Genomic DNA, 18,106 nt, shown 5'->3' with positions numbered 1-18,106 from the left:
GGGCGCTAGCTTTCCAGCCAGCCGCGGCACGACTGGCGAAAGTGCGCGATCTTGGCTTCGGAGGCGGCCGGGTAGGCCAGCGGCGCCGGGCTCCAGCTCGATTTCGGCACCCGCCGGCAGACCTCGTGGTCTTCCTCGAAGACCTTGCGGTTGATCCCGGCGGTCGAGGCGAACAGTGGCGCGAGCAGCTGGGCGCTGCGTTCGTTGGCCAGGTGGGCGCCCAGCAGCCGGCTGCTGAAGTGGGTTTCCTCGGCGCCGCCCGCAGCCGGGAAGAAGTGCTGCAGCGAATACGAATAGCCGAAGGTCGACGAGATCATCGTGAACGGGAACAGGTAGATGCTCATGTAGCCGTCGTAGCCGTAGTCGATCGCGAAGTGGCGCCTGAGCCCATGCAGCTGCTTGTTCACGCGCTCGTTGCCGAGCGGGGCGTACCACACCGAGTTGGACCCGAGATAGTGGTTGGCGCCGGCCTGCAGCGCCAGCGTGCCCAGGGTGTCGGGATGGACCATCGCGATGTGGTAGGGCTCGAGCGCGTTCTCCACCGCCACCGGCCAGTAGCAGTGGAAGGACCCGGCGTTCAGGTCGATCCGGCCGGCGATGTTGAAGCCGATGTTTTCGAGCAGTGCCGCGGCCTCGCCCAGCTGCTGGTACAGCCCCTGGCGCGGGGCGAGCCCGACGAACAGGAAGTCGCCGCACCAGTCGAGCCGGTAGGTGTTCAGGCGCGCGCTCGAGGTGTCGCAGCCGGCGAAGTCCTCGACCAGCGGCACGATCACCCTGCCCTTCTGGTAGCTCCAGCCGTGGTAGCGGCAGGTGGCGGGGCCGTTGCCGGCCTCGCCGTCGAACATGCGCGCGCCGCGGTGCGGGCACAGGTTGTCGAAGGCCACCAGCTCGCCGCTGTCGTTGAACACCACCAGGTCGCCCAGCGGCGTGCGCATGCGCAGGTAGTCGCCGGGCGTGGGCAGCTCGTTGCGGTGGCAGGCCAGGTGCCAGTGGTCGCGGAACAGGCCGGCGTCGAAATCGGTCGTCGAATCGGGCATTACAGTTTCTTGGCCGGGGCGGCGTACATGGTGGCGCCGTCCGGCACGCTGCGCATTACGATGGCGCCGGCGCCGATGCGCGCCGCGGCGCCGATGCGCACCTTGGGCAGCACGCGCGCGCCGCTGCCGAAGAAGCAGGCCTCGCCCACCCTGACCCAGCCGGTCAGGTCGACGTGGCAGCTCAGGGTGGAAAACGCGCCCAGGTCGACGTCGTGGCCGACGCTGCTGAGCGCATTGACGACGCTGAAATCGCCCAGCACCGCGTCGGCCGAGACCAGCGCCTGCGGGCACACCACCACGCCCTCGCCCAGCCGGGCGCTGCGCGCGACCACGGCGCTCGGGTGCACCAGGCGGGCGAACTGCGCGCCCCTGGCCATGAGCTGGAGCGCCAGGCGGCGCTTGGCTTCCGGTTCGCCGACCCCCATCACCAGCAGGTCGCCCGCGCGCGGCTGGAAGTCGTCCGGCGTGCCGAGGTAGTCCAGCGCGTAGCCGAAACCGGCCAGCGCCTCGGCGCTGCTGTCGAGGAAGGCTGTGAAGGGCGTGCCGCAGTCTTCGGCCCAGTTGATCAGCTCACGGCCGAAGGCGCCGGCGCCGGCCAGGATGAAACGCGCGTCGTTCATTTGCACAAATAGCCTCCATCGACCACCATGGTCGTTCCGGTCACCCAGCGGCCGGCGGGGCCGAGCAGGAAGGCGGCGGCGTGCGCCACGTCCGCCGCCGCGCCGAAACCGAGCAGGTGCTGCTGTTCGTAGGCGTCCATCGCCGCGCCGGTGGCGCCGCGGGCGAGCCGTTCATGCATCGGCGTGCGCACGGCGCCGGCGGCGATCGCGTTGACGCGGATGGCGCGCGGCGCGAACTCGCAGGCCAGCGAGCGCACCATGCCGTCGATCCCGGCCTTGGCGGCCGAATAGGCGGCCATGCCGGCCTGCCCGGCCGCCCCGGCCACCGAAGACATGAATACCAGCGCGCCGCCGTCGAGCATGGCGCCTTTCGCGGCCATGGCGCGGGCGATGCCGAGGGCGGCGAACAGCGAGGCGCCCATCACGTCCTGGACCTGCTGCTGGCGCAGCAGGCGCACCGGGCGGATGGCTTCCACGCCGGCCGCATGGAACACGCCGCTGAACGGGCCGTGCTGTACGGCCAGCGCCTTGAGCCAGTCGGCGGTGGCGTCCACGTCGTGCAGGTCGAAGCTGACGGCCAGGTGGCCGCTGCCGGGCAGCGCGGCCACGGCCTCGTCGATACGCGCGGCGTCGCGGCCCGCCGCGATCACGCGGCCGCCGCAGGCCGCGACCAGCATCGCCGTTTCGCGGCCGATCCCGGAAGAGGCGCCGGTGACCAGCCAGGTGCCGCCGGCCAGGTAGGTGTCGGAATAGACCGTCATCGTTGTATCGTCTCACAGACTTGCAGGGGACCGGCCGTGAGCGAGGCCGAGGCCCAGGAATAGCCGACGCCGAAGCCGAACATCGCCAGCTTGCGCGGGGCGCTGCGCAATGCCTGGGCCAGGTCGGTCGTCATCAGCAGCGGGATCGAGGCCGAACTGGTATTGCCGTAGCGGTCGATGTTCATCGGGGTTTTCTCGAGCGGCAGCCTGGCTTTCTTGGCGAGGTGCTTGAGCATGAACAGGTTGGCCTGGTGGAACAGGAAGGCGTCGTAGGATTCCATCGGCGCGTCCGCGTGCTCGAAGCTGCGCGCCACCAGCGGCGGCACCGCGCGCAGCGTGAAGTTGAAGATCTCGCCGCCATCCATGTACAGGGTGTCGAGCTTGCGGCCATCGAGGCGCGCGTCGCCGCCCGGCACCGGCGCGCGGAATGCGCCCTGCGGCACGATCAGGTTGGCGGCGCCGCGCCCGTCGGTGCCGAGGATGAAGTGGGCGGCATCGGCCGGGCCGCCCGCTTCGATCGCCGTCACCGTGCCGGCGTCGCCGAACAGCAGCGCGGTGGCACGGTCCTGCGGGTCGACGATGCGGCTGATGGTGTCGCCCACCGCCAGCAGCACGCGCCGCGCCGCACCGCCCTGCACCATCGTCATGGCCAGCCACAGGCCATAGGGATAGCCCGAGCAGCCCAGGTTGACGTCGAAGGCGATGCAGGCCGGGGACACGCCCAGTTCGGCCTGCAGGGCGCAGGCGGTGGCCGGCAGGCGGTAGTCCGGCGTCTGCGACACAAAGACGATGGCGTCCACCGATTCCGGCGTCCAGCCCAGGCCCGCCAGCAGGCGCGCGCCGGCGTCGCGGCACAGGTCGCGCGTGGTGTCGCCCGGCGCGGCGCGGCGGCGCGACTGCACGCCGATCAGCTTGACCACGTCCTCGACCGCCTTGTCGCCGAAGCCGGCAGCGAAGCTGGCGTTGTCCAGCGCCTGGCGCGGCAGGCAGGACACCACCCCGGCAATGCGCGCGCCGCGGGTGAGCGCTTCCCGTCCGCTCGAGCTGGCCATGTCAGCCTTTCGCCTGCCGGACCAGCGCCTCGATGTCGCCGATCGTCCTGCAGGCCGCCAGCGCGGTCCCGTCGAGCATCACGTTGTAGCAGTCGTCCACCAGCGCGATGGTCGACACCAGCGCCAGCGAATCCCACTGGGCCTCGGCCGTCGTCAGGTCGAATTCGGGGGTGATCGCGGCCGGTTCGACCTCGAAGATCTCGGCCATCCCTTCGTAGAATGTGCTCATGGTTTGTCCTGTTCTAGAGTTAAAAGGCACCCGGCCCACGAATAGCCTACGCCGAAGCCGAGCAGCATCAAGGTTTTCCGGGTGCGCAAGGCGCCCGCTTCGCGCATGGCCACCAGCGCCAGCGGAATGGTCGACGAGACGGTGTTGCCGCACTCCTCGACATGGATCGGAAAGCGCGCCGCGTCCACGCCCAGCTTCTTGCGCAGCGATTCGAGCATGAAGCGGTTGGCCTGGTGCAGCACGAAGTAGTCGATGTCGCTTTTCTCCATGCCCGCCTTGTCCAGCAGCGCAGCGGCCGCGCGCGGCACTTCGCGCAGCGAGAAAGCCATCACGTCGGCGCCGGCCATGTACAGGTGGTCGCGCGAGCGCACGTTGCCCGAATCGTCCGTGTACTCGGCCGCCGTCGCATCGCTGCGGCGCCGGCGGAAGCCTCCGGTTTCGACGATCAGCTTGTCGCTGCCGCGGCCGTCGGTGCCGAACACGAAGGGGCCGATGGCCGCGCCCTCGCCTTCGCCGGCCACCACCGCGGTGGCGGCGGCGCCGTCGCCGAACAGGGTGCGCACGCTCTTGTCGAGCGGGTGGATGTATTTCGAATAGGTGTCGGCCGTGAGCACCAGCACGCAGCGGGCCGCGCCGGTTTCGATCAGCCCGCGCGCCAGCGACAGGCAATACACGAAGCCCGAGCAGCCCAGGTTGACGTCGAGCGCCCCGGCGCTGGTACGGATGCCGAGCCGGTGCTGCAGGATGCAGCTGGTGGAAGGTAGCACGTGGTCTGGCGCCTGGGTGCACAGGATGATGAAGTCGACATCGCCGGCGCTTACCGCGCCGCGCGCGAACAGCGCTTCGGCCGCGCGTGCGGCCAGGTCGCCCGCGGTTTCGTCGGGCCCGGCGATGCGGCGCTGGCGGATGCCGGTCTTGTCGAAGATCTTGTCGGCGCTCCAGCCGGGATACAGGCTGCCCAGTTCCTCGTTGCCCAGGATGGTCTCGGGCAGGTAGCCCGCGATGTCGGCGATCCGTGCGATGGGCATGGCGTCAGGCTCCGGTGACGAGGTCGATGATGCGCTGCTGGTCGCTGTCGGCCAGCGCCGGGTAGATCGGCAGGCACAGCACCTGTTCGGCGGCGCGGCTGGCCACCGGCAGGTTGCCCTCGGCCGCCGACTGCAGGCCACGGTACATCGGGAAGCTCGAGATCAGCGGATAGAAATAGCGCCGTCCGGCGATGCCGTGTTCCTTCAGGCGCGCGTAGAGCGCGTCGCGGCTCTCCGGGTAGTCCGGGCCGACCAGGATCGGGAAGTAGGAGTGGTTGCTGGCACCGCCGTCGGCCGGGCGCACGCAGGTGATGCCGGCCAGGCCGGCGAAGGCCTCGGTGTAGCGGCGCGCCACCGCGCGCCGGCCTTCCATGGCGGCGTCGATGCCCTTGAGCTGGAGCAGGCCGAAGGCGGCGTTGATCTCGCTCATCTTGCCGTTGATGCCGGCGGCCACCACGGTGGTCTCGTCGACGAAGCCGAAGTTCTTGAGGCGGTCGATGCGCTGCTTGGTGCGCGCGTCCGGGCTGATGATGGCGCCGCCTTCGAAGGTATTGAATACCTTGGTGGCGTGGAAGCTCAGGACCGACAGGTCGCCGCAATTGAGCACGCTTTGGCCATCCTGCTCGACGCCGAAGGCGTGGGCCGCGTCGTAGATGACCTTCAGGTTGTAGTTGTCGGCAATCGCCTGGATCGCCCGGGTGTCGCAGGGCTGGCCGTAGCAGTGCACCGGCATGATGGCGGTGGTGCGCGGCGTGATCGCCGATTCGATCCGGGCCGGGTCGAGGTTCAGGTTGACCGGGTCGACGTCGACGAACACCGGCGTGATGCCGTTCCACAGCAGCGAGTGCGAGGTGGCGACGAAGGAGTACGGCGTGGTGATCACTTCGCCCGTGATGCGCAGCGCCTGCAGTGCGGTCAGCAGCGCCAGGGTGCCGTTGGTGAACAGGCTGATGTATTCGACCCCGAGGTGGCGGCACAGCGCCGCTTCCAGCTGCTGGTGGAAGGGCCCGCCGTTGGTCAGCTGGCGGTTGTCCCAGATCTGCTGCAGGTAGGGCATGAACTCGTCCAGCGGCGGCAGCTCCGGCTGGGTGACGTAGATCGGTTGGTGCTTGCTCATGGGGCCTCGCTGTGCTGGGAGTGGGATCAGCCCACCGTGCCGACGATCGACACGTCGCGGTTTTCCGGGATTTCGTTATACGACAGCACATGCAGGCCGGGCGCGAACAGGCGCGCGTAGCGCGCCAGCAGCGGGCGCACCTGCGGCAGCACCAGCAGCAGCGGCGGCGTGTGCTGCTGCTTCATCTGCTCGCGCGCCACCGGCATGTTGATCTGCAGTTGCGACAGCAGCTGCGGGTCGATCGGGTAGTTGTCCAGCGCGACCTTGCCGCCGCCGTTCTGGCGCGCCTGGTTCAGGGAACCGAGCAGCATGTTCTCCAGTTCGGCCGACAGGTTAAAGGCCGGCATGTCCTTCTTCTTGCCGAACATGCCGGAGACGATCTGGCGCCGCAGCGCGCAGCGCACTTCGGCCGCCAGCAGGATCGGATCCTTGGTGGTTTCCGAGCTGTCGAGCAAGGTAGTGGCGATCACCACGATGTCCTTGAGCGACACGCCCTCGCCCAGCAGCACGCGGAACACGCGCAGCAGCTGGGTGTGGGTGAGCGACTTTTCCAGCGCCGCCGCCAGTTTCGGCGACAGGGCCGTGAGGCGCTCGAGGATGGCCGGCACGTCTTCGTGGCGGAACAGCTCGTGCATGTATTCGCGCACCACCTTCGAGGCGTGGGTGGCGATCGCGCTCGACACTTCCACCACCTGGTAGCCCAGGCCCAGCGCATCGGCCTTCTGCTCCGGCGCGATCCAGGTGATGGCCATGCCGTAGGCCGGCTCGATGCCGGGGATGCCATCGAGTTCGCCATACACATTGGGCGACGGGATCGCCATCAGGTGCTCGGGCATCACTTCGGCTTCCGCCACCACCGTGCCCGACAGGCTGATCGCATACTGCGAGGGGCGCAGCGCCAGGTCGTCGCGCACGCCGATCGCAGGCAGCAGCATGCCCATCTGCTCCGACAGGCTCTGGCGCACGCCCTTGATCCGTTTGGTCAGCGGCTCGCCCTGGGCGCGGTCGATCATCGCCACCAGCTTGTAGCCCACCGCCACCGTCACCGGCTGCACCACGGGCAGCGCCTGCCAGTCCAGTTCCGGCGCGCGCTCGTCGCGCAGCGCCGCCTCGATCGCGGCCACGCCGGCGGTGTCGGGCGCCTTGACGCGCTTGGTGAGCTTCCAGCCGACATAGGCCACCACCGCGGCGAACACGAAGAAGGTCAGGGTCGGCATGCCCGGCACCAGGCCGAGCACGAACATCACGCCGGCGGCCGAGAACAGCACGGCCGGCTGGGCCAGCAGCTGGCCGCCGACCTGCTGTTCGAGGTCGCCCGATTCGCCGATGCGGGTCACCAGGATCGCCGCCGCGGCCGACAGCAGCAGCGCCGGGATCTGGGCCACCAGGCCGTCGCCGATGGTCAAGAGCGCGTAGACCTTGAAGGATTCGCCCAGCGGCAGGTCGTGCATCAGCGCGCCGATGGCGATACCGCCCACCAGGTTGATGATCAGGATCAGGATCGAGGCCACCGCGTCGCCGCGCACGAACTTCGAGGCGCCGTCCATGGCGCCGTAGAAGTCGGCTTCGGCCGCCACGTCCTTGCGGCGCTGGGTGGCCTGTTCCTGGTTGACCAGGCCGGCATTGAGGTCGGCGTCGATCGCCATCTGCTTGCCCGGCAGCGCGTCCAGCGTGAAGCGCGCCGACACTTCCGAGATCCGCTCGGCGCCCTTGGTGACGACGATGAAGTTGATGATCATCAGGATCACGAACACCACCAGGCCGACCACGAAGTTACCGCCGATGACGACGTTGGCGAAGGATTCGATCACGTGGCCGGCCGCGTCCGGGCCCTCGTGGCCCTTGAGCAGGACCACCCGGGTCGAGGCCACGTTCAGCGCCAGGCGCATCAGGGTGGTGCCCAGGATCACGGTCGGGAACACCGAGAAGTCGAGCGGGCGGCGCGCCGTCACCGACACCAGGATCACGATCAGGGCCAGCACGATGTTGAAGGTGAACAGCACGTCCAGCAGGATCGGCGGCAGCGGCAGCATGATCATCGCCAGCAGCGCGATCAGGAAGACCGGTGCGGCGAACTTGTGGCGCTTCATTTCTACGATGAAGGCGGTGATGGAATTCATGCTGGAACCTCACTCAAATGCGATGGAACGACTACCTCGTTGGGGAAGCGCGGCGGCGCCGGGCGCCGGCCTGCACGGAAGGCGTTCAGTTGCAGGACATAGTTCAATACTTGCGACACCGCCTGGTAGAGCTGCGCAGGGATCTGCTGCTGCACCTGGCTGGTGTTGTAGATCGCGCGCGCCAGCGGCGGCAGCGACAGGGTTTCGATCTGGTGCTCGGCGGCGACGCGGCGGATGAACAGCGCCATCTCGTCCACGCCCTTGGCCACCACGTAGGGCGCCTCGGCGCGGTTGGTGTCGTACTTGAGCGCCACCGCGTAGTGCTCCGGGTTGACGATCACCACGTCGGCCGTCGGCACGCTCTTGCGCACGCTGCGCTGGGCCAGCTGGTTCTGCAGCTGGCGGATGCGCTGCTTGACTTCCGGGCGGCCCTCGTTGCCCTTGTGTTCTTCTTTCAGCTCCTGCTTGCTCATGCGCTGGTTTTTGGTGAACATGAAGGCCTGCACCGGCACGTCGAGCAGCGCGAAGATGATAAACACCGTCACCATCGCCATCAGGCCGTCGAGCATCAGCGCGCTGCCGCCGGCCAGCGCGTCCGGCAGCGGCAGGCGCTGCAGCTCCACATAGGCTTTCATGCTCGAGCGGCACACGTGCACCAGCACGAAGCCCAGCACCACCGCCTTGCCGACCGAGGTGGCGAAACCGACCCAGTGCTTTTGGGAGAACAGGTTGCCCAGGTTGGTCGCGGGGCTCATGCGGCTGAACTTCGGCGCCATGTTCTTGCTTGAAAAGACCAGCCCACCGGGGAACAGGCCGGCCAGCACGATCGCGAACGGCACCGCCGCCAGCGGCAGCACCATCTTCACCAGCAGCAGCAGCGCGCCGCTGAACACCACCGACATCGCGTTCTCGATCGCGCCCGCTTCGCCCAGCGGCACGTAGACCATCCGGAACAGCGTGCGGAAGGATTCCAGGTAACCCGGCAGCAGCATGGCGAACACCTTCAGGCTGACCAGGATGCCCACGGCGGTGGCGAGGTCGCGCGAACGCACCACCTGGCCCTCGTCGCGCGCTTTCTTGAGCTTTTGCGCTGAGGGCTTTTCGGTCTTGTCGCCACCGGTGCCGCTATCGGACATGCGCACTCCTCATCTGTTCCTGCAGCATTTCCAGGATCTGGTTGGTCATCGCGATGTAGTGCTCGGGGATGAAACGCACCACCTGCACCAGCATCAGGAGGCCAAAGATCGTCACCAGCGAGAAGCCCAGCGAAAACAGGTTCAGGCTCGGCGCGACCCGGTTCAGGAAGCCGAACCCGACCTGCACCACCATGGTCGAGAACACGATCGGCAGCGCCAGCAGCATCGCCGCGGAAAACACCCAGGCCAGGTTCAGCGCCACGCTTTCCAGCAGCAGCGGCCCGTAGCCGGCGCCCACCGGCCAGGCCTTGAAGCTCTGCGCCACCACACCCATCAGCACCAGGTGGCCGTCGATCCCGAAGAACACCAGGATCGCCACCAGCGACAGCAGGCCCGAAATCACGTCCGAGGCCTGGCCGTTCATCGGGTCGTTCATCTGCGCCATCGAAAAACCGACCTGGCTCGAGGCCAGGAAGCCGAGCAGCGAAATCACGGCCATCGAAAACTGCAGCGCCAGCCCGAGCACGCCGCCGATCACGGCCTGCTCGAACATCGCCACCACGCCGGCCAGCGAGAATGGGTCAGGCGTCACGCCGGCTTTCGTCAGCGGCAGCATCATGAAGCTCAGCGCCACCGACAGCAGCGCGCGCACCGGGATCGGGACCGAGCCCTCGCCGATCGCGGGCGCCAGCGAGAGCATCGCCATGATGCGGCAGAACGGCCACCACAGGGCGCCGATCAGCGGCAGCAGGAAGCTGACCAATTCCACCGGGTCCCTGCCCTCAGCTCGCGAGCGTGGCCGCGCGCTGGAACACCGACACGCAGTAGTCCATCAGCGTGCTGGTCATCCAGTGCCCGGCAACGATCAGCGCCACCAGCGTCACCAGCAGGCGCGGCAGGAAGCTCAGGGTCTGCTCGTTGATCTGGGTGGCGGCCTGGAACAGCGCCACGACCAGGCCCATGACCAGGCCCGGCACCACCAGCACCAGGACCAGCAGCATCACCACCTGCAGGGCTTCGACCACCAGGTCGACCGCGATATCGGGACTCATCGTTGTCCGCCTCTAGTAGCCGTGGATACTGCCCACCAGCGTGTTCACGGTCAGGGTCCAGCCATCGACCAGCACGAACAGCAGCAGCTTGAAGGGCAGCGAGATCACCAGCGGCGAGAGCATCATCATGCCCATCGCCATCAGCACCGAGGACACCACCAGGTCGATGATCAGGAAGGGGATGAACAGCATGGCCCCGATCTGGAACGCGGTTTTCAGTTCCGACAGCACGAAGGCGGCCAGCTTGACGGTGAAGCCGCGCTGCTGGGGCGCCAGGTTGGCCGGTTCGCCCGCCAGGTGCGCGACCTGGGCCAGCGAGGTCTTGCTGGTCTGGGCCAGCATGAAGCGCGAGATGGGCACTTCGGCGATCTTCAATGCCTGCTCGAGGCCGATCTTGTCCTTGTCATAGGGCAGGAAGGCGTCGCGCCACACGGCTTCGCCGACCGGGCGCATGACCAGCAGGGTCAGGATCAGGGCGATGCCGGTGATGATGCGGTTCGGCAGGCCCTGCTGCACGCCGAGGGCCTGGCGCAGCAGCGACAGCACGATCACGAAACGGGTAAAGCTGGTCATCATCATGACCATCACGGGCAGCAGCCCGAGCAGGGTCATGAGGACCAGGATCTGCGACTTGACGGTCATGCCCTGGGTCGAGCCGGGAATGATCCCCGGCAGCACGCTCGGGCCCTGCTGGGCCGCGGCGGGCAGCGCCAGCAACAGCAGCGGCACCAGCAGCAGGCCGGCCAGCAGCGGCGCGGCGCGGCGCAGGCGCGCGCCGCGGACGGCGCACATCATTTGGTCAGCGCATCCAGGTTCAGGCCATCGAGGTCGATGACCTTCAGGCCGTACTGCTCGCCGGCGACGACGACTTCGGCGCGGCCGATCGGCGCGCCATTGACCTTGATGACCAGCGGCTCGCCGGCCAGGGCGTCCAGCGGCACCACCGACGAGGGGCCGATCGCCATCAGTTCCTGCAGCGAGATGCGGGCCGAGCCTACTTCGAGGGTCAGGGTCACCGGGATCCGGCGCATCATCTGCGGCAGCTGGCGCGCGGCGTTCTTGCCGGCCACCGCGGTGGCGGCTTCGACGCCGTCGAGGTCGTCGATGATCAGGTCGGCGCCATTGAGTTGCTCGTTGATGTTCATATCCATTTACTCGGCATCTTCAAAAGAGGTTAAACAGAGCTTGCCCTTGTGCTCGGCCACGGCGGCCGTGAACAGCCGCGATTCGTCCAGCAGGACGTCGGCGCGCCCGACCGACACCGGGATGATATCGCCAACCTTCATCTCGAAGAGTGCGGCAAGCGTGACTTCCTTGCTGACCAGGCGCCCGTCGAGCTTCACGAACAGGCCCGAGGACAGGCCGTCGCCGGCGGCGCGCTGGCTGCGTCCGCCGCTGCGCTCTTCCTTCAGGCCCTGCAGCACATGGGCCATCAGTTCCTGGTCCAGGCCGATCCAGCAATGGCAGTCGGCGCCGCCCTGGGCGGCGCGCAGCGTGACGCGGATGACCCAGCCGGCCTTGCCCGGGGCGCTGGCAGCCACCGGCGCTTCCAGCGCGGCCGCAGGCGCCGCATCGGCCGGGGCGTCGGCCGCGGCCAGGCCCTCGGCCACGCGGGCGTGCAGCTGTTCGGCCAGTTGCGTGGTCAGGGTCGCGGCGAGCCGCTCTTCGGTGGTGGTGACGCGTTCCAGCGACGGGTCGCGCCGCTCGAGCGCGACCGGCGCGTTCTTGCGGCCGTAGCGCCCTTCCAGCAAGCCCAGCAACAGACTGCGCTCGAAGGCCACCGCGGCGGTGCCGAGCGGACCCGGCACGGCCAGCCAGCGCAGGCCGTCTTCGTCGGGCGCGCGCTCGAAGGCCAGGTTGTCCAGCCGGTAGGCGCCCCAGTAGCGGCGCCCGCCGGGCCCGGCCATCGCCGTGCCGAGGGCGTCGGCGAAGCGGCGCGCGAACTTCGGCAGCAGGTGGACCGGCCGTCCCAGCAGGCTGGGATCGAGTACCTGGTAGCTGCCGGGGTTGGTGCGCGCACGGTCGGGTGGATTCATCGGCATGTTTTATTGGTCACAGGGAAACGGCGAATGACTTTTTTTCATTCCCCAAGGAAACTATTATACATGGAGATTTGCAGCGAAGACTTTGACATTCACCTTTGATTTCCCACTTGCCCTACGGTAATATCACTCCTATCGCACTGCGGCAAACGGCTTCACCCCCAGTACGACCACAGGGTGGACCCGGCAAAAGGGTCTGCAATCCCCCCGCCGTTTGTAGTCACATATTTAACAATTTAAGCTCTTCAGGGGGCTGTCTGTCGACAAAACAAGCCACATTTTGTCGTCTCCGCACAACAAACGCAACACGAAATTCGTACAGGGAATGACGCATGGGAACTGAACTTGCCGGTCTGATCAAAGCCGATCTTGCCGCACTGACAAATGACGCCAACCGCCTCGCGATCGCCCCTGCCACCGACCTGTCGGCCCAGGGCGCATTTAACAATTCCCCGGGCGGCTTTTCCTTCACGCAGACGATGAAGGACGCGCTGGCCAGCGTCGACAACGAAGACCGCGCCGCCGGCGAGCGCATGGCGGCGGTCGATGCCGGCAAGAGCGATGACCTGGTCGGCGCCATGCTGGCCAGCCAGCAAGCCAGCCTGTCCTTCTCGATGTTGATGCAAGTTCGCAACAAAGTCATGGGCGCCGTGGACGAACTGATCAAGCTTCCGGTTTGACCTCCCTCTTATTGAAGAGCATTAGCGAGACCACCCTGTGATTTCTTCCCTGAAGGCCGCCTTCGGCGGTAACAAGCTGGCGCTGCCGGCGCTGCCGCCGGCCCTGCGCAACAATTTCACCCTGCTGCTCGGCCTGGCCATGGCCATCACGGCCGCCGTGATGATGTTCCTGTGGCAGGACCAGTCCAGCTACAAGCCGGTGTTCGGCGCGCGCGAGAAAGTCGCCGCCAGCGACATGATGAGCGTGCTCGAAGCCGAAGCCATCCCCTACCGCATCCACCCGGACAGCGGCCAGGTGATGGTGCCGTCCGGCGAGCTGGGCAAGGTGCGCATGCTGCTGGCCGCCAAGGGCGTGACCGCCAAGCTGCCGGCCGGCCTCGAACTGATGGACCGCAACGACCCGCTCGGCGTGTCGACCTTCGTGCAGGACGTGCGCTTCCGCCGCGGGCTGGAAGGCGAACTGGCGCAGAGCATCCTGGCGATCGACGCCATCGCGTCGGCGCGCGTGCACCTGGCCATCGCCAAGACCAGCTCCTTCGTGGCCGGCGCCGGCGACCAGTCCTCGGCCTCGGTGGTGGTGGCGGTCAAGCCGGGCCAGAACCTGTCGAACGAACAGATCGCCGCCATCGTCAACATGGTCTCGAGCAGCGTCGCCAACCTGAACCCGGCCCGGGTCTCGCTGGTCGACCAGGCCGGCAACTACCTGTCCTCGCGCGTCGACCTGAGCGACGGCTACGACGGCCTGGCCCAGGGCCAGGGCGACAACAGCGCCGCCAAGCGCTACACCGACACGGTGCGCAGCAACGTCAACGAGCTGCTGGCGCCGGTGCTGGGCGCAAGCAACTTCAAGCTCTCCGTCACCGCCGACGTCGACAACGACAAGATCGAAGAAACCCAGGAAAAATACGGCGAAGCTCCGAAGGTCACCAGCGAAGCGATGCGCGAAGAGATGGAGCGCAACCGCGTGGCGATGGGCGTGCCGGGCACGCTGTCGAACCGCCCGCCGCAGGCCGCCGACCCGGCTGCCGATGCCCAGAACCCGGACGGCGCCGACGCGGCCAAGGACAACGGCAGCGCGCGCAAGAACGCCACCACCCGCCAGTATGCGTATGACCGCGCGATCACCCAGATCAAGCGCTCGCGCGGCCGCCTCAAGAAGCTGTCGGTGGCGGTGGTGCTGAACAATGCCAGCGCAGCCAATCCGAAGCTCGGCTACACCCCGGCCGAACTGGCCAATATCGAAAAAATCCTGCGCGGCGGCCTGGGCATCGACACGGCGCGCGGCGACGTGCTGACCGTCTCGAGCCTGTCGTTCCCGGCCGCCCCGGTGGCCCAGGAATGGTGGCAGGAGCGCGACAACGTGGTCGACATGGCCGGCTACGCGATGAGCGCGCTGGCCGCGCTGCTGGCCTACTTCCTGCTGGCCCGCCCGCTGCTGCGCGCCGTCACCGCCCGCCTGGCGCCGCAGCCGCCGCTGTTGCCCGCGCTGCCGGCCTTGCCGGGCGCGCCGGGCAGCGCCGCCGTTGCCGCCGGCGGCGCCGCCTTGCCTGCGGGCGCGCCGAACGCCGCGGCGCTGGGCGCACCGGCGGCCAGCGCCCCGGGTGCGATGCCTGTCGTCCCGCTGCTCGAAAACTACGACCTCCCGCCGGCTGGTTCCGCCGTGGACGTGATGGTCGACCACCTGAAAGTCCTGGCCGGCAAAGAGCCTGAGCGCGTTGCCGAAGTCGTCAAACAATGGGTACAGAAAAAACATGGCCGAACTGAATAACCTCGACGACGCCGACGGCGTCCTGACCCCGGTCGAGCAGGCCGCCATCGTGCTGCTGTCGATCGGCGAAGAAGGCGCCGCCGCGGTGCTGCGCTGCCTCGAGCGCGAAGAGTTGCTGGAGCTGACCCAGGTCATGTCGCGCATGAGCGGCATCAAGGTCGACGCCGTGAAGTCGGCGGTCCAGAACTTCTTCGACGACTACCGCCAGCAAAGCGGCCTGCATGGCGCCTCGCGCAGCTACCTCAAGCGCTCGCTCGACATGGCGCTGGGCAGCGACATCGCCAACAGCGTGCTGAATACGATCTACGGCGACGCGATCCGCCCGATGATGGCGCGCCTGCAGTACGCCTCGCCCAAGTGGCTGGCCGAATTCGTCTCGACCGAGCACGTGCAGATGCAGGCCGTGTTCCTGGCCTTCCTGCCCCCTGCCCTGGCCTCGCAGATCCTGGAAGCGCTGCCGGCCGAGGGCCGCGAACTGGTGCTGCTGAACATGGCGCGCCTGGACGAGATCGACCGCGACGTGCTGCACGAACTCGAAGAGCTGGTCAACCGCTGCCTGTCCGCGCTCGACACCCAGAGCGCCAGCGTGGAAGGGGTGCGCCAGGTCGCGGAGATCCTCAATCGCCTGCAGGACAACCGCGCCGGCATGGTGGAGCTGCTGCGCGCGCATGACCCGGACGTGGTGTCGCAGATCGAGATGTCGATGTACGACTTCTTCATCCTGTCGCGCCAGACCGAACAGGTCATCACGCGCCTGCTCGACGAAGTGCCGCTCGAGCAGTGGGCGGTCGCGCTCAAGGGCGCCGAGCCGCTGCTGCGCGACGCCATCCTGAACGCGATGCCGAAACGCCAGGCGCAAAGCTTCGAAGACCTGATGCGCCGTTCCGGCCCGGTGCCGATGTCGCGCATCGAGCAGACCCGCCGCGAGATCATGGCCACCGTCAAGGCCCTGGCCGACGCCGGCGAGATCGACATCGCGCTGTTCGCCGAGGCGACCGCCGAATGAAGCAGTTCCGGCCCTATCACTTCCCGCCGCTGTACCAGTTCGCCGGCGCCCAGATCCCCGGTGCGCCCGGCCCTGCCGGCACCGCCGCCGTCTCCGGCGAAGAATGGCAGAGCGCCCTGGCCGACGGCTACCGCCAGGGCCAGCGCGAAGGCTACGAGGCAGGCCTGGACCAGGGCCGCGCCGACGGCTTCCCCATGGGCCAGTCCGAAGGCCTGCAGCGCGGTGTGGAAGAAGGCCGGCAAATGGCGATCCAGGGCTTCGAAGACCTGGCCAAGCCGGTCGACGCCATGCTCAAGAGCCTGAAAAAACTGAAAACCGACATGCGCGCGGCGCAGCGCAAGGAAGTGGTGGACCTGGTCGGCAAGATCGCGCGCCAGGTGATCCGCGCCGAACTGGCGCTGCAGCCGGTGCAGCTGCTCGCGCTGGTGGAAGAAGCGCTGTCCGTGATGCCGCCGTCGCGCGACGCGGTCGAAGTGTTCCTGAACCCGGAAGAACTGCGCCGCGTGCTGGAGCTGGACCCGAAGCGCGCCAAGAAATGGACCCTGCTGCCCGACCCGGCCCTGGAACCCGGCGAATGCCGCGTGCGCTCGGGCGACAATGAAGTCGACGCCGGCTGCCAGGGGCGCCTGACCGCCGTGATGGACCAGGTGCGCGCGCAGCTGCTGGACGAGGAGGACGGCGAATGACGGCCCTCGCCGCCCGCCTGCGCTCGGTCGAACTGGGCGCGGTCCCGGTCGCCACGCCGACCGGGCGCCTGGTCGGCGCCCAGGGCCTGCTGCTGGAAAGTGTCGGCTGCCCGCTGCACACCGGCCAGCGCTGCCGCATCGAAACCATCGACGGCGGCTGGCTCGATGCGCAGGTGGTCGGCTTCAAGGAAAAAGTCTCCTACCTGATGCCGTTCAAGAAGGCCAGCGGCCTGGCCACCGGCGCGCGCGTGCTGCCCACGCCGGTGCAGTCGGACCTGATGATCGGCCCATCCTGGATGGGCCGCATGGTCAACGGCATGGGCGAGCCGATCGACGGCCTGGGTAAACTCGGTGGCGACGAAGTGCTGTCGACCACACCCCCGAAGGTCAACCCGCTGCGCAAGACCCCGGTCGAGGAACCGCTCGACGTCGGCGTGCGCGCGATCAATTCCATGCTCACCATCGGCAAGGGCCAGCGGGTCGGCCTGATGGCCGGTTCCGGCGTCGGCAAGTCGGTGTTGCTGGGCCTGATCACGCGCCAGACCGTGGCCGACGTGATCGTGGTCGGCCTGATCGGCGAGCGTAACCGCGAGGTGCGCGAATTCGTCGAGAAGTCGCTGGGGCCGGAAGGCCTGAAGCGCGCCGTGGTGGTGGTGGCCCCGGCCGACGAATCGCCGCTGATGCGCGTGATGGCCACCGAGATGTGCCACTCGATCGCGGCCCACTTCCGCGACCGCGGCCAGAACGTGCTGCTGCTGTGCGACTCGCTGACCCGCTACGCAATGGCGCTGCGCGAAGTGGCACTGTCGCTGGGCGAGCCGCCGGCCACGCGCGGTTATCCGCCGTCGGTGTTCTCGAACCTTCCGCAGCTGGTGGAATCGGCCGGCAACGGCGAGAATCCGAAGGGCAGCATGAGCGCAATCTATACCGTGCTGGCCGAAGGCGACGACCAGCAGGACCCGGTGGTCGACTCGGCCCGCGCCATCCTGGACGGCCACATCGTGCTCACGCGCGAGCTGGCCGAGCGCGGCCACTATCCGGCGATCGACGTGGCCCAGTCGATTTCGCGCTGCATGGCGCAGGTGGTGGGCCCCGAGCACACGCTGGCCGCGCGCAAGCTCAAGGCCGCGCTGGCGAAACACGCGCGCGTGCGCGACCTGATCCCGCTGGGCGCCTATGTGCCCGGCGCCGACCCGGAAACCGACAAGGCGGTGCGCCTGCATCCGCACATCGAAGCCTTCCTGTGCCAGGGCACGCGCGAAGAAGCGCCGATGGCCGGCTGCGTGGAACAACTGACGGCGATGATGGCATGAGCAAGCAGAACACGATCGACAGCCTGGGCACGCTGGTGCAGCTGCGCGGCCTCGACGTGGACCGGCTGCAGGCCGACATGACGAGCCAGGAAGCGACCCGCACGCGCTACCAGAACAACCTGGCGCGGATGGACGCGCTGACGGCGAGCAGCGGCGCGACCGGGGCCCTGCCCCTGGCGCTGGCCCTGAACTGCGGCGCCTACAAGCAGAACGTGATGGCGATGGCCGACCTGCACCGCACCGACCTGGCCCTGCACGAAGCCAATATGGCGGTCTCGCAGCGCAAGCTCAGCGAAGCGTGGATCAAAAAGGAATTGCTGGGCAAGGTGCTCGACCAGCAGCAGCAACAGCTGTCGCGCGAGCAGGAACGCGCGCTGCGCAAGCGCGAAGACGATATGGCCACGCAATCGTGGATGGCAAACCGGACCGCGTAAGCGGCCCTCGAAGAAGAGCAAGGAG

At 68.0% G+C, this 18,106-nt stretch carries 20 protein-coding genes; 6 read left to right on the top strand and 14 right to left on the bottom strand.

Annotated features, from left to right (window positions below):
* Nucleotides 1-5 precede the first annotated feature (5 nt).
* Genes BM031_RS04570 through BM031_RS04505 form a run of 14 tightly spaced genes read right to left on the bottom strand, consistent with a single transcriptional unit; the run spans nt 6 to nt 12,188 of the window.
* Nucleotides 6-1,037, bottom strand: a complete 1,032-nt coding sequence (locus tag BM031_RS04570; RefSeq protein WP_091871725.1) for an aromatic ring-hydroxylating oxygenase subunit alpha — start codon at nt 1,035-1,037, stop codon at nt 6-8.
* Nucleotides 1,037-1,657, bottom strand: coding sequence for a NeuD/PglB/VioB family sugar acetyltransferase (locus BM031_RS04565; protein WP_091871724.1), 621 nt, complete (start codon nt 1,655-1,657; stop codon nt 1,037-1,039). Before BM031_RS04565 ends, BM031_RS04570 begins: the two co-directional genes overlap by 1 nt.
* A complete protein-coding gene (locus BM031_RS04560) occupies nt 1,654-2,418 on the bottom strand; it encodes an SDR family NAD(P)-dependent oxidoreductase (RefSeq protein ID WP_091871723.1) in 765 nt (254 codons plus the stop codon). Before BM031_RS04560 ends, BM031_RS04565 begins: the two co-directional genes overlap by 4 nt.
* Entirely contained in the window at nt 2,415-3,470 is a 1,056-nt protein-coding gene (locus tag BM031_RS04555) for a ketoacyl-ACP synthase III (RefSeq protein ID WP_091871722.1), read from the bottom strand. Before BM031_RS04555 ends, BM031_RS04560 begins: the two co-directional genes overlap by 4 nt.
* 1 nt (nt 3,471) lies before the next feature.
* On the bottom strand, nt 3,472-3,699 hold the full coding sequence (locus tag BM031_RS04550) for an acyl carrier protein (protein WP_091871721.1): 228 nt from the start codon (nt 3,697-3,699) through the stop codon (nt 3,472-3,474).
* Nucleotides 3,696-4,727 carry a ketoacyl-ACP synthase III gene (locus tag BM031_RS04545; protein ID WP_091871720.1) on the bottom strand — a complete coding sequence of 344 codons (1,032 nt, stop codon included), beginning with the start codon at nt 4,725-4,727 and terminating at the stop codon, nt 3,696-3,698. Before BM031_RS04545 ends, BM031_RS04550 begins: the two co-directional genes overlap by 4 nt.
* A gap of 4 nt (nt 4,728-4,731) precedes the next feature.
* Nucleotides 4,732-5,844: a DegT/DnrJ/EryC1/StrS family aminotransferase gene (locus BM031_RS04540; RefSeq protein ID WP_091871719.1), complete on the bottom strand. Its 1,113-nt coding sequence runs from the start codon at nt 5,842-5,844 to the stop codon at nt 4,732-4,734.
* A gap of 26 nt (nt 5,845-5,870) precedes the next feature.
* Nucleotides 5,871-7,964 carry a flagellar biosynthesis protein FlhA gene (locus tag BM031_RS04535; RefSeq protein WP_091871718.1) on the bottom strand — a complete coding sequence of 698 codons (2,094 nt, stop codon included), beginning with the start codon at nt 7,962-7,964 and terminating at the stop codon, nt 5,871-5,873.
* Nucleotides 7,961-9,100 carry a flagellar type III secretion system protein FlhB gene (gene flhB / locus BM031_RS04530; RefSeq protein WP_091871717.1) on the bottom strand — a complete coding sequence of 380 codons (1,140 nt, stop codon included), beginning with the start codon at nt 9,098-9,100 and terminating at the stop codon, nt 7,961-7,963. The genes BM031_RS04535 and flhB overlap by 4 nt, the downstream gene beginning before the upstream one ends.
* Nucleotides 9,090-9,869, bottom strand: a complete 780-nt coding sequence (fliR, locus tag BM031_RS04525) for a flagellar biosynthetic protein FliR (RefSeq protein ID WP_091871716.1) — start codon at nt 9,867-9,869, stop codon at nt 9,090-9,092. The genes flhB and fliR overlap by 11 nt, the downstream gene beginning before the upstream one ends.
* A gap of 13 nt (nt 9,870-9,882) precedes the next feature.
* On the bottom strand, nt 9,883-10,152 hold the full coding sequence (fliQ, locus tag BM031_RS04520; protein WP_091871715.1) for a flagellar biosynthesis protein FliQ: 270 nt from the start codon (nt 10,150-10,152) through the stop codon (nt 9,883-9,885).
* 12 nt (nt 10,153-10,164) lie between these two features.
* Nucleotides 10,165-10,947, bottom strand: coding sequence for a flagellar type III secretion system pore protein FliP (fliP, locus tag BM031_RS04515; RefSeq protein ID WP_091871713.1), 783 nt, complete (start codon nt 10,945-10,947; stop codon nt 10,165-10,167).
* Nucleotides 10,944-11,303, bottom strand: coding sequence for a FliM/FliN family flagellar motor switch protein (locus BM031_RS04510; RefSeq protein ID WP_091871711.1), 360 nt, complete (start codon nt 11,301-11,303; stop codon nt 10,944-10,946). The genes fliP and BM031_RS04510 overlap by 4 nt, the downstream gene beginning before the upstream one ends.
* Entirely contained in the window at nt 11,304-12,188 is an 885-nt protein-coding gene (locus BM031_RS04505) for a hypothetical protein (RefSeq protein WP_218147562.1), read from the bottom strand.
* Between the two features lie 338 nt (nt 12,189-12,526).
* Between BM031_RS04505 and fliE the strand changes: the two genes are divergently transcribed.
* The 6 genes from fliE to BM031_RS04475 are packed head-to-tail and all read left to right on the top strand — an operon-like array spanning nt 12,527 to nt 18,081.
* The gene (fliE, locus tag BM031_RS04500; RefSeq protein ID WP_091871705.1) at nt 12,527-12,874 is read left to right on the top strand and encodes a flagellar hook-basal body complex protein FliE; all 348 of its coding nucleotides are present in this window, start codon (nt 12,527-12,529) and stop codon (nt 12,872-12,874) included.
* A 37-nt stretch (nt 12,875-12,911) separates the two neighbouring features.
* A complete protein-coding gene (gene fliF, locus BM031_RS04495) occupies nt 12,912-14,642 on the top strand; it encodes a flagellar basal-body MS-ring/collar protein FliF (protein ID WP_091871702.1) in 1,731 nt (576 codons plus the stop codon).
* Entirely contained in the window at nt 14,626-15,648 is a 1,023-nt protein-coding gene (locus BM031_RS04490; protein ID WP_091871700.1) for a FliG C-terminal domain-containing protein, read from the top strand. The genes fliF and BM031_RS04490 overlap by 17 nt, the downstream gene beginning before the upstream one ends.
* Nucleotides 15,645-16,334: a flagellar assembly protein FliH gene (gene fliH, locus BM031_RS04485; protein ID WP_091871698.1), complete on the top strand. Its 690-nt coding sequence runs from the start codon at nt 15,645-15,647 to the stop codon at nt 16,332-16,334. Before BM031_RS04490 ends, fliH begins: the two co-directional genes overlap by 4 nt.
* Nucleotides 16,331-17,647 carry a flagellar protein export ATPase FliI gene (gene fliI / locus BM031_RS04480; protein WP_091871696.1) on the top strand — a complete coding sequence of 439 codons (1,317 nt, stop codon included), beginning with the start codon at nt 16,331-16,333 and terminating at the stop codon, nt 17,645-17,647. Before fliH ends, fliI begins: the two co-directional genes overlap by 4 nt.
* Nucleotides 17,644-18,081, top strand: a complete 438-nt coding sequence (locus BM031_RS04475; protein ID WP_091871695.1) for a flagellar FliJ family protein — start codon at nt 17,644-17,646, stop codon at nt 18,079-18,081. Before fliI ends, BM031_RS04475 begins: the two co-directional genes overlap by 4 nt.
* Nucleotides 18,082-18,106 lie beyond the last annotated feature (25 nt).

This window comes from Massilia yuzhufengensis, from assembly GCF_900112225.1.
Classification (GTDB): Bacteria; Pseudomonadota; Gammaproteobacteria; order Burkholderiales; family Burkholderiaceae_D; genus Telluria; species Telluria yuzhufengensis.
The sequence above is the reverse complement of the archived record's forward strand: the minus strand, read 5'-3'. Positions and strand labels throughout refer to the sequence as shown.

Bases quoted from the DNA above. Each gene is read 5' to 3' on its own strand.
- BM031_RS04570 (WP_091871725.1), bottom strand. From the start codon at position 1,037: ATGCCCGATTCGACGACCGATTTCGACGCCGGCCTGTTCCGCGACCAC.
- fliE (WP_091871705.1), top strand. From the start codon at position 12,527: ATGGGAACTGAACTTGCCGGTCTGATCAAAGCCGATCTTGCCGCACTG.
- BM031_RS04545 (WP_091871720.1), bottom strand. From the start codon at position 4,727: ATGCCCATCGCACGGATCGCCGACATCGCGGGCTACCTGCCCGAGACC.
- flhB (WP_091871717.1), bottom strand. From the start codon at position 9,100: ATGTCCGATAGCGGCACCGGTGGCGACAAGACCGAAAAGCCCTCAGCG.
- BM031_RS04490 (WP_091871700.1), top strand. From the start codon at position 14,626: ATGGCCGAACTGAATAACCTCGACGACGCCGACGGCGTCCTGACCCCG.
- BM031_RS04505 (WP_218147562.1), bottom strand. From the start codon at position 12,188: ATGAATCCACCCGACCGTGCGCGCACCAACCCCGGCAGCTACCAGGTA.
- fliH (WP_091871698.1), top strand. From the start codon at position 15,645: ATGAAGCAGTTCCGGCCCTATCACTTCCCGCCGCTGTACCAGTTCGCC.
- BM031_RS04555 (WP_091871722.1), bottom strand. From the start codon at position 3,470: ATGGCCAGCTCGAGCGGACGGGAAGCGCTCACCCGCGGCGCGCGCATT.
- fliP (WP_091871713.1), bottom strand. From the start codon at position 10,947: ATGATGTGCGCCGTCCGCGGCGCGCGCCTGCGCCGCGCCGCGCCGCTG.
- BM031_RS04565 (WP_091871724.1), bottom strand. From the start codon at position 1,657: ATGAACGACGCGCGTTTCATCCTGGCCGGCGCCGGCGCCTTCGGCCGT.
- fliQ (WP_091871715.1), bottom strand. From the start codon at position 10,152: ATGAGTCCCGATATCGCGGTCGACCTGGTGGTCGAAGCCCTGCAGGTG.
- BM031_RS04550 (WP_091871721.1), bottom strand. From the start codon at position 3,699: ATGAGCACATTCTACGAAGGGATGGCCGAGATCTTCGAGGTCGAACCG.
- BM031_RS04510 (WP_091871711.1), bottom strand. From the start codon at position 11,303: ATGGATATGAACATCAACGAGCAACTCAATGGCGCCGACCTGATCATC.
- BM031_RS04540 (WP_091871719.1), bottom strand. From the start codon at position 5,844: ATGAGCAAGCACCAACCGATCTACGTCACCCAGCCGGAGCTGCCGCCG.
- BM031_RS04535 (WP_091871718.1), bottom strand. From the start codon at position 7,964: ATGAATTCCATCACCGCCTTCATCGTAGAAATGAAGCGCCACAAGTTC.
- BM031_RS04560 (WP_091871723.1), bottom strand. From the start codon at position 2,418: ATGACGGTCTATTCCGACACCTACCTGGCCGGCGGCACCTGGCTGGTC.
- fliI (WP_091871696.1), top strand. From the start codon at position 16,331: ATGACGGCCCTCGCCGCCCGCCTGCGCTCGGTCGAACTGGGCGCGGTC.
- BM031_RS04475 (WP_091871695.1), top strand. From the start codon at position 17,644: ATGAGCAAGCAGAACACGATCGACAGCCTGGGCACGCTGGTGCAGCTG.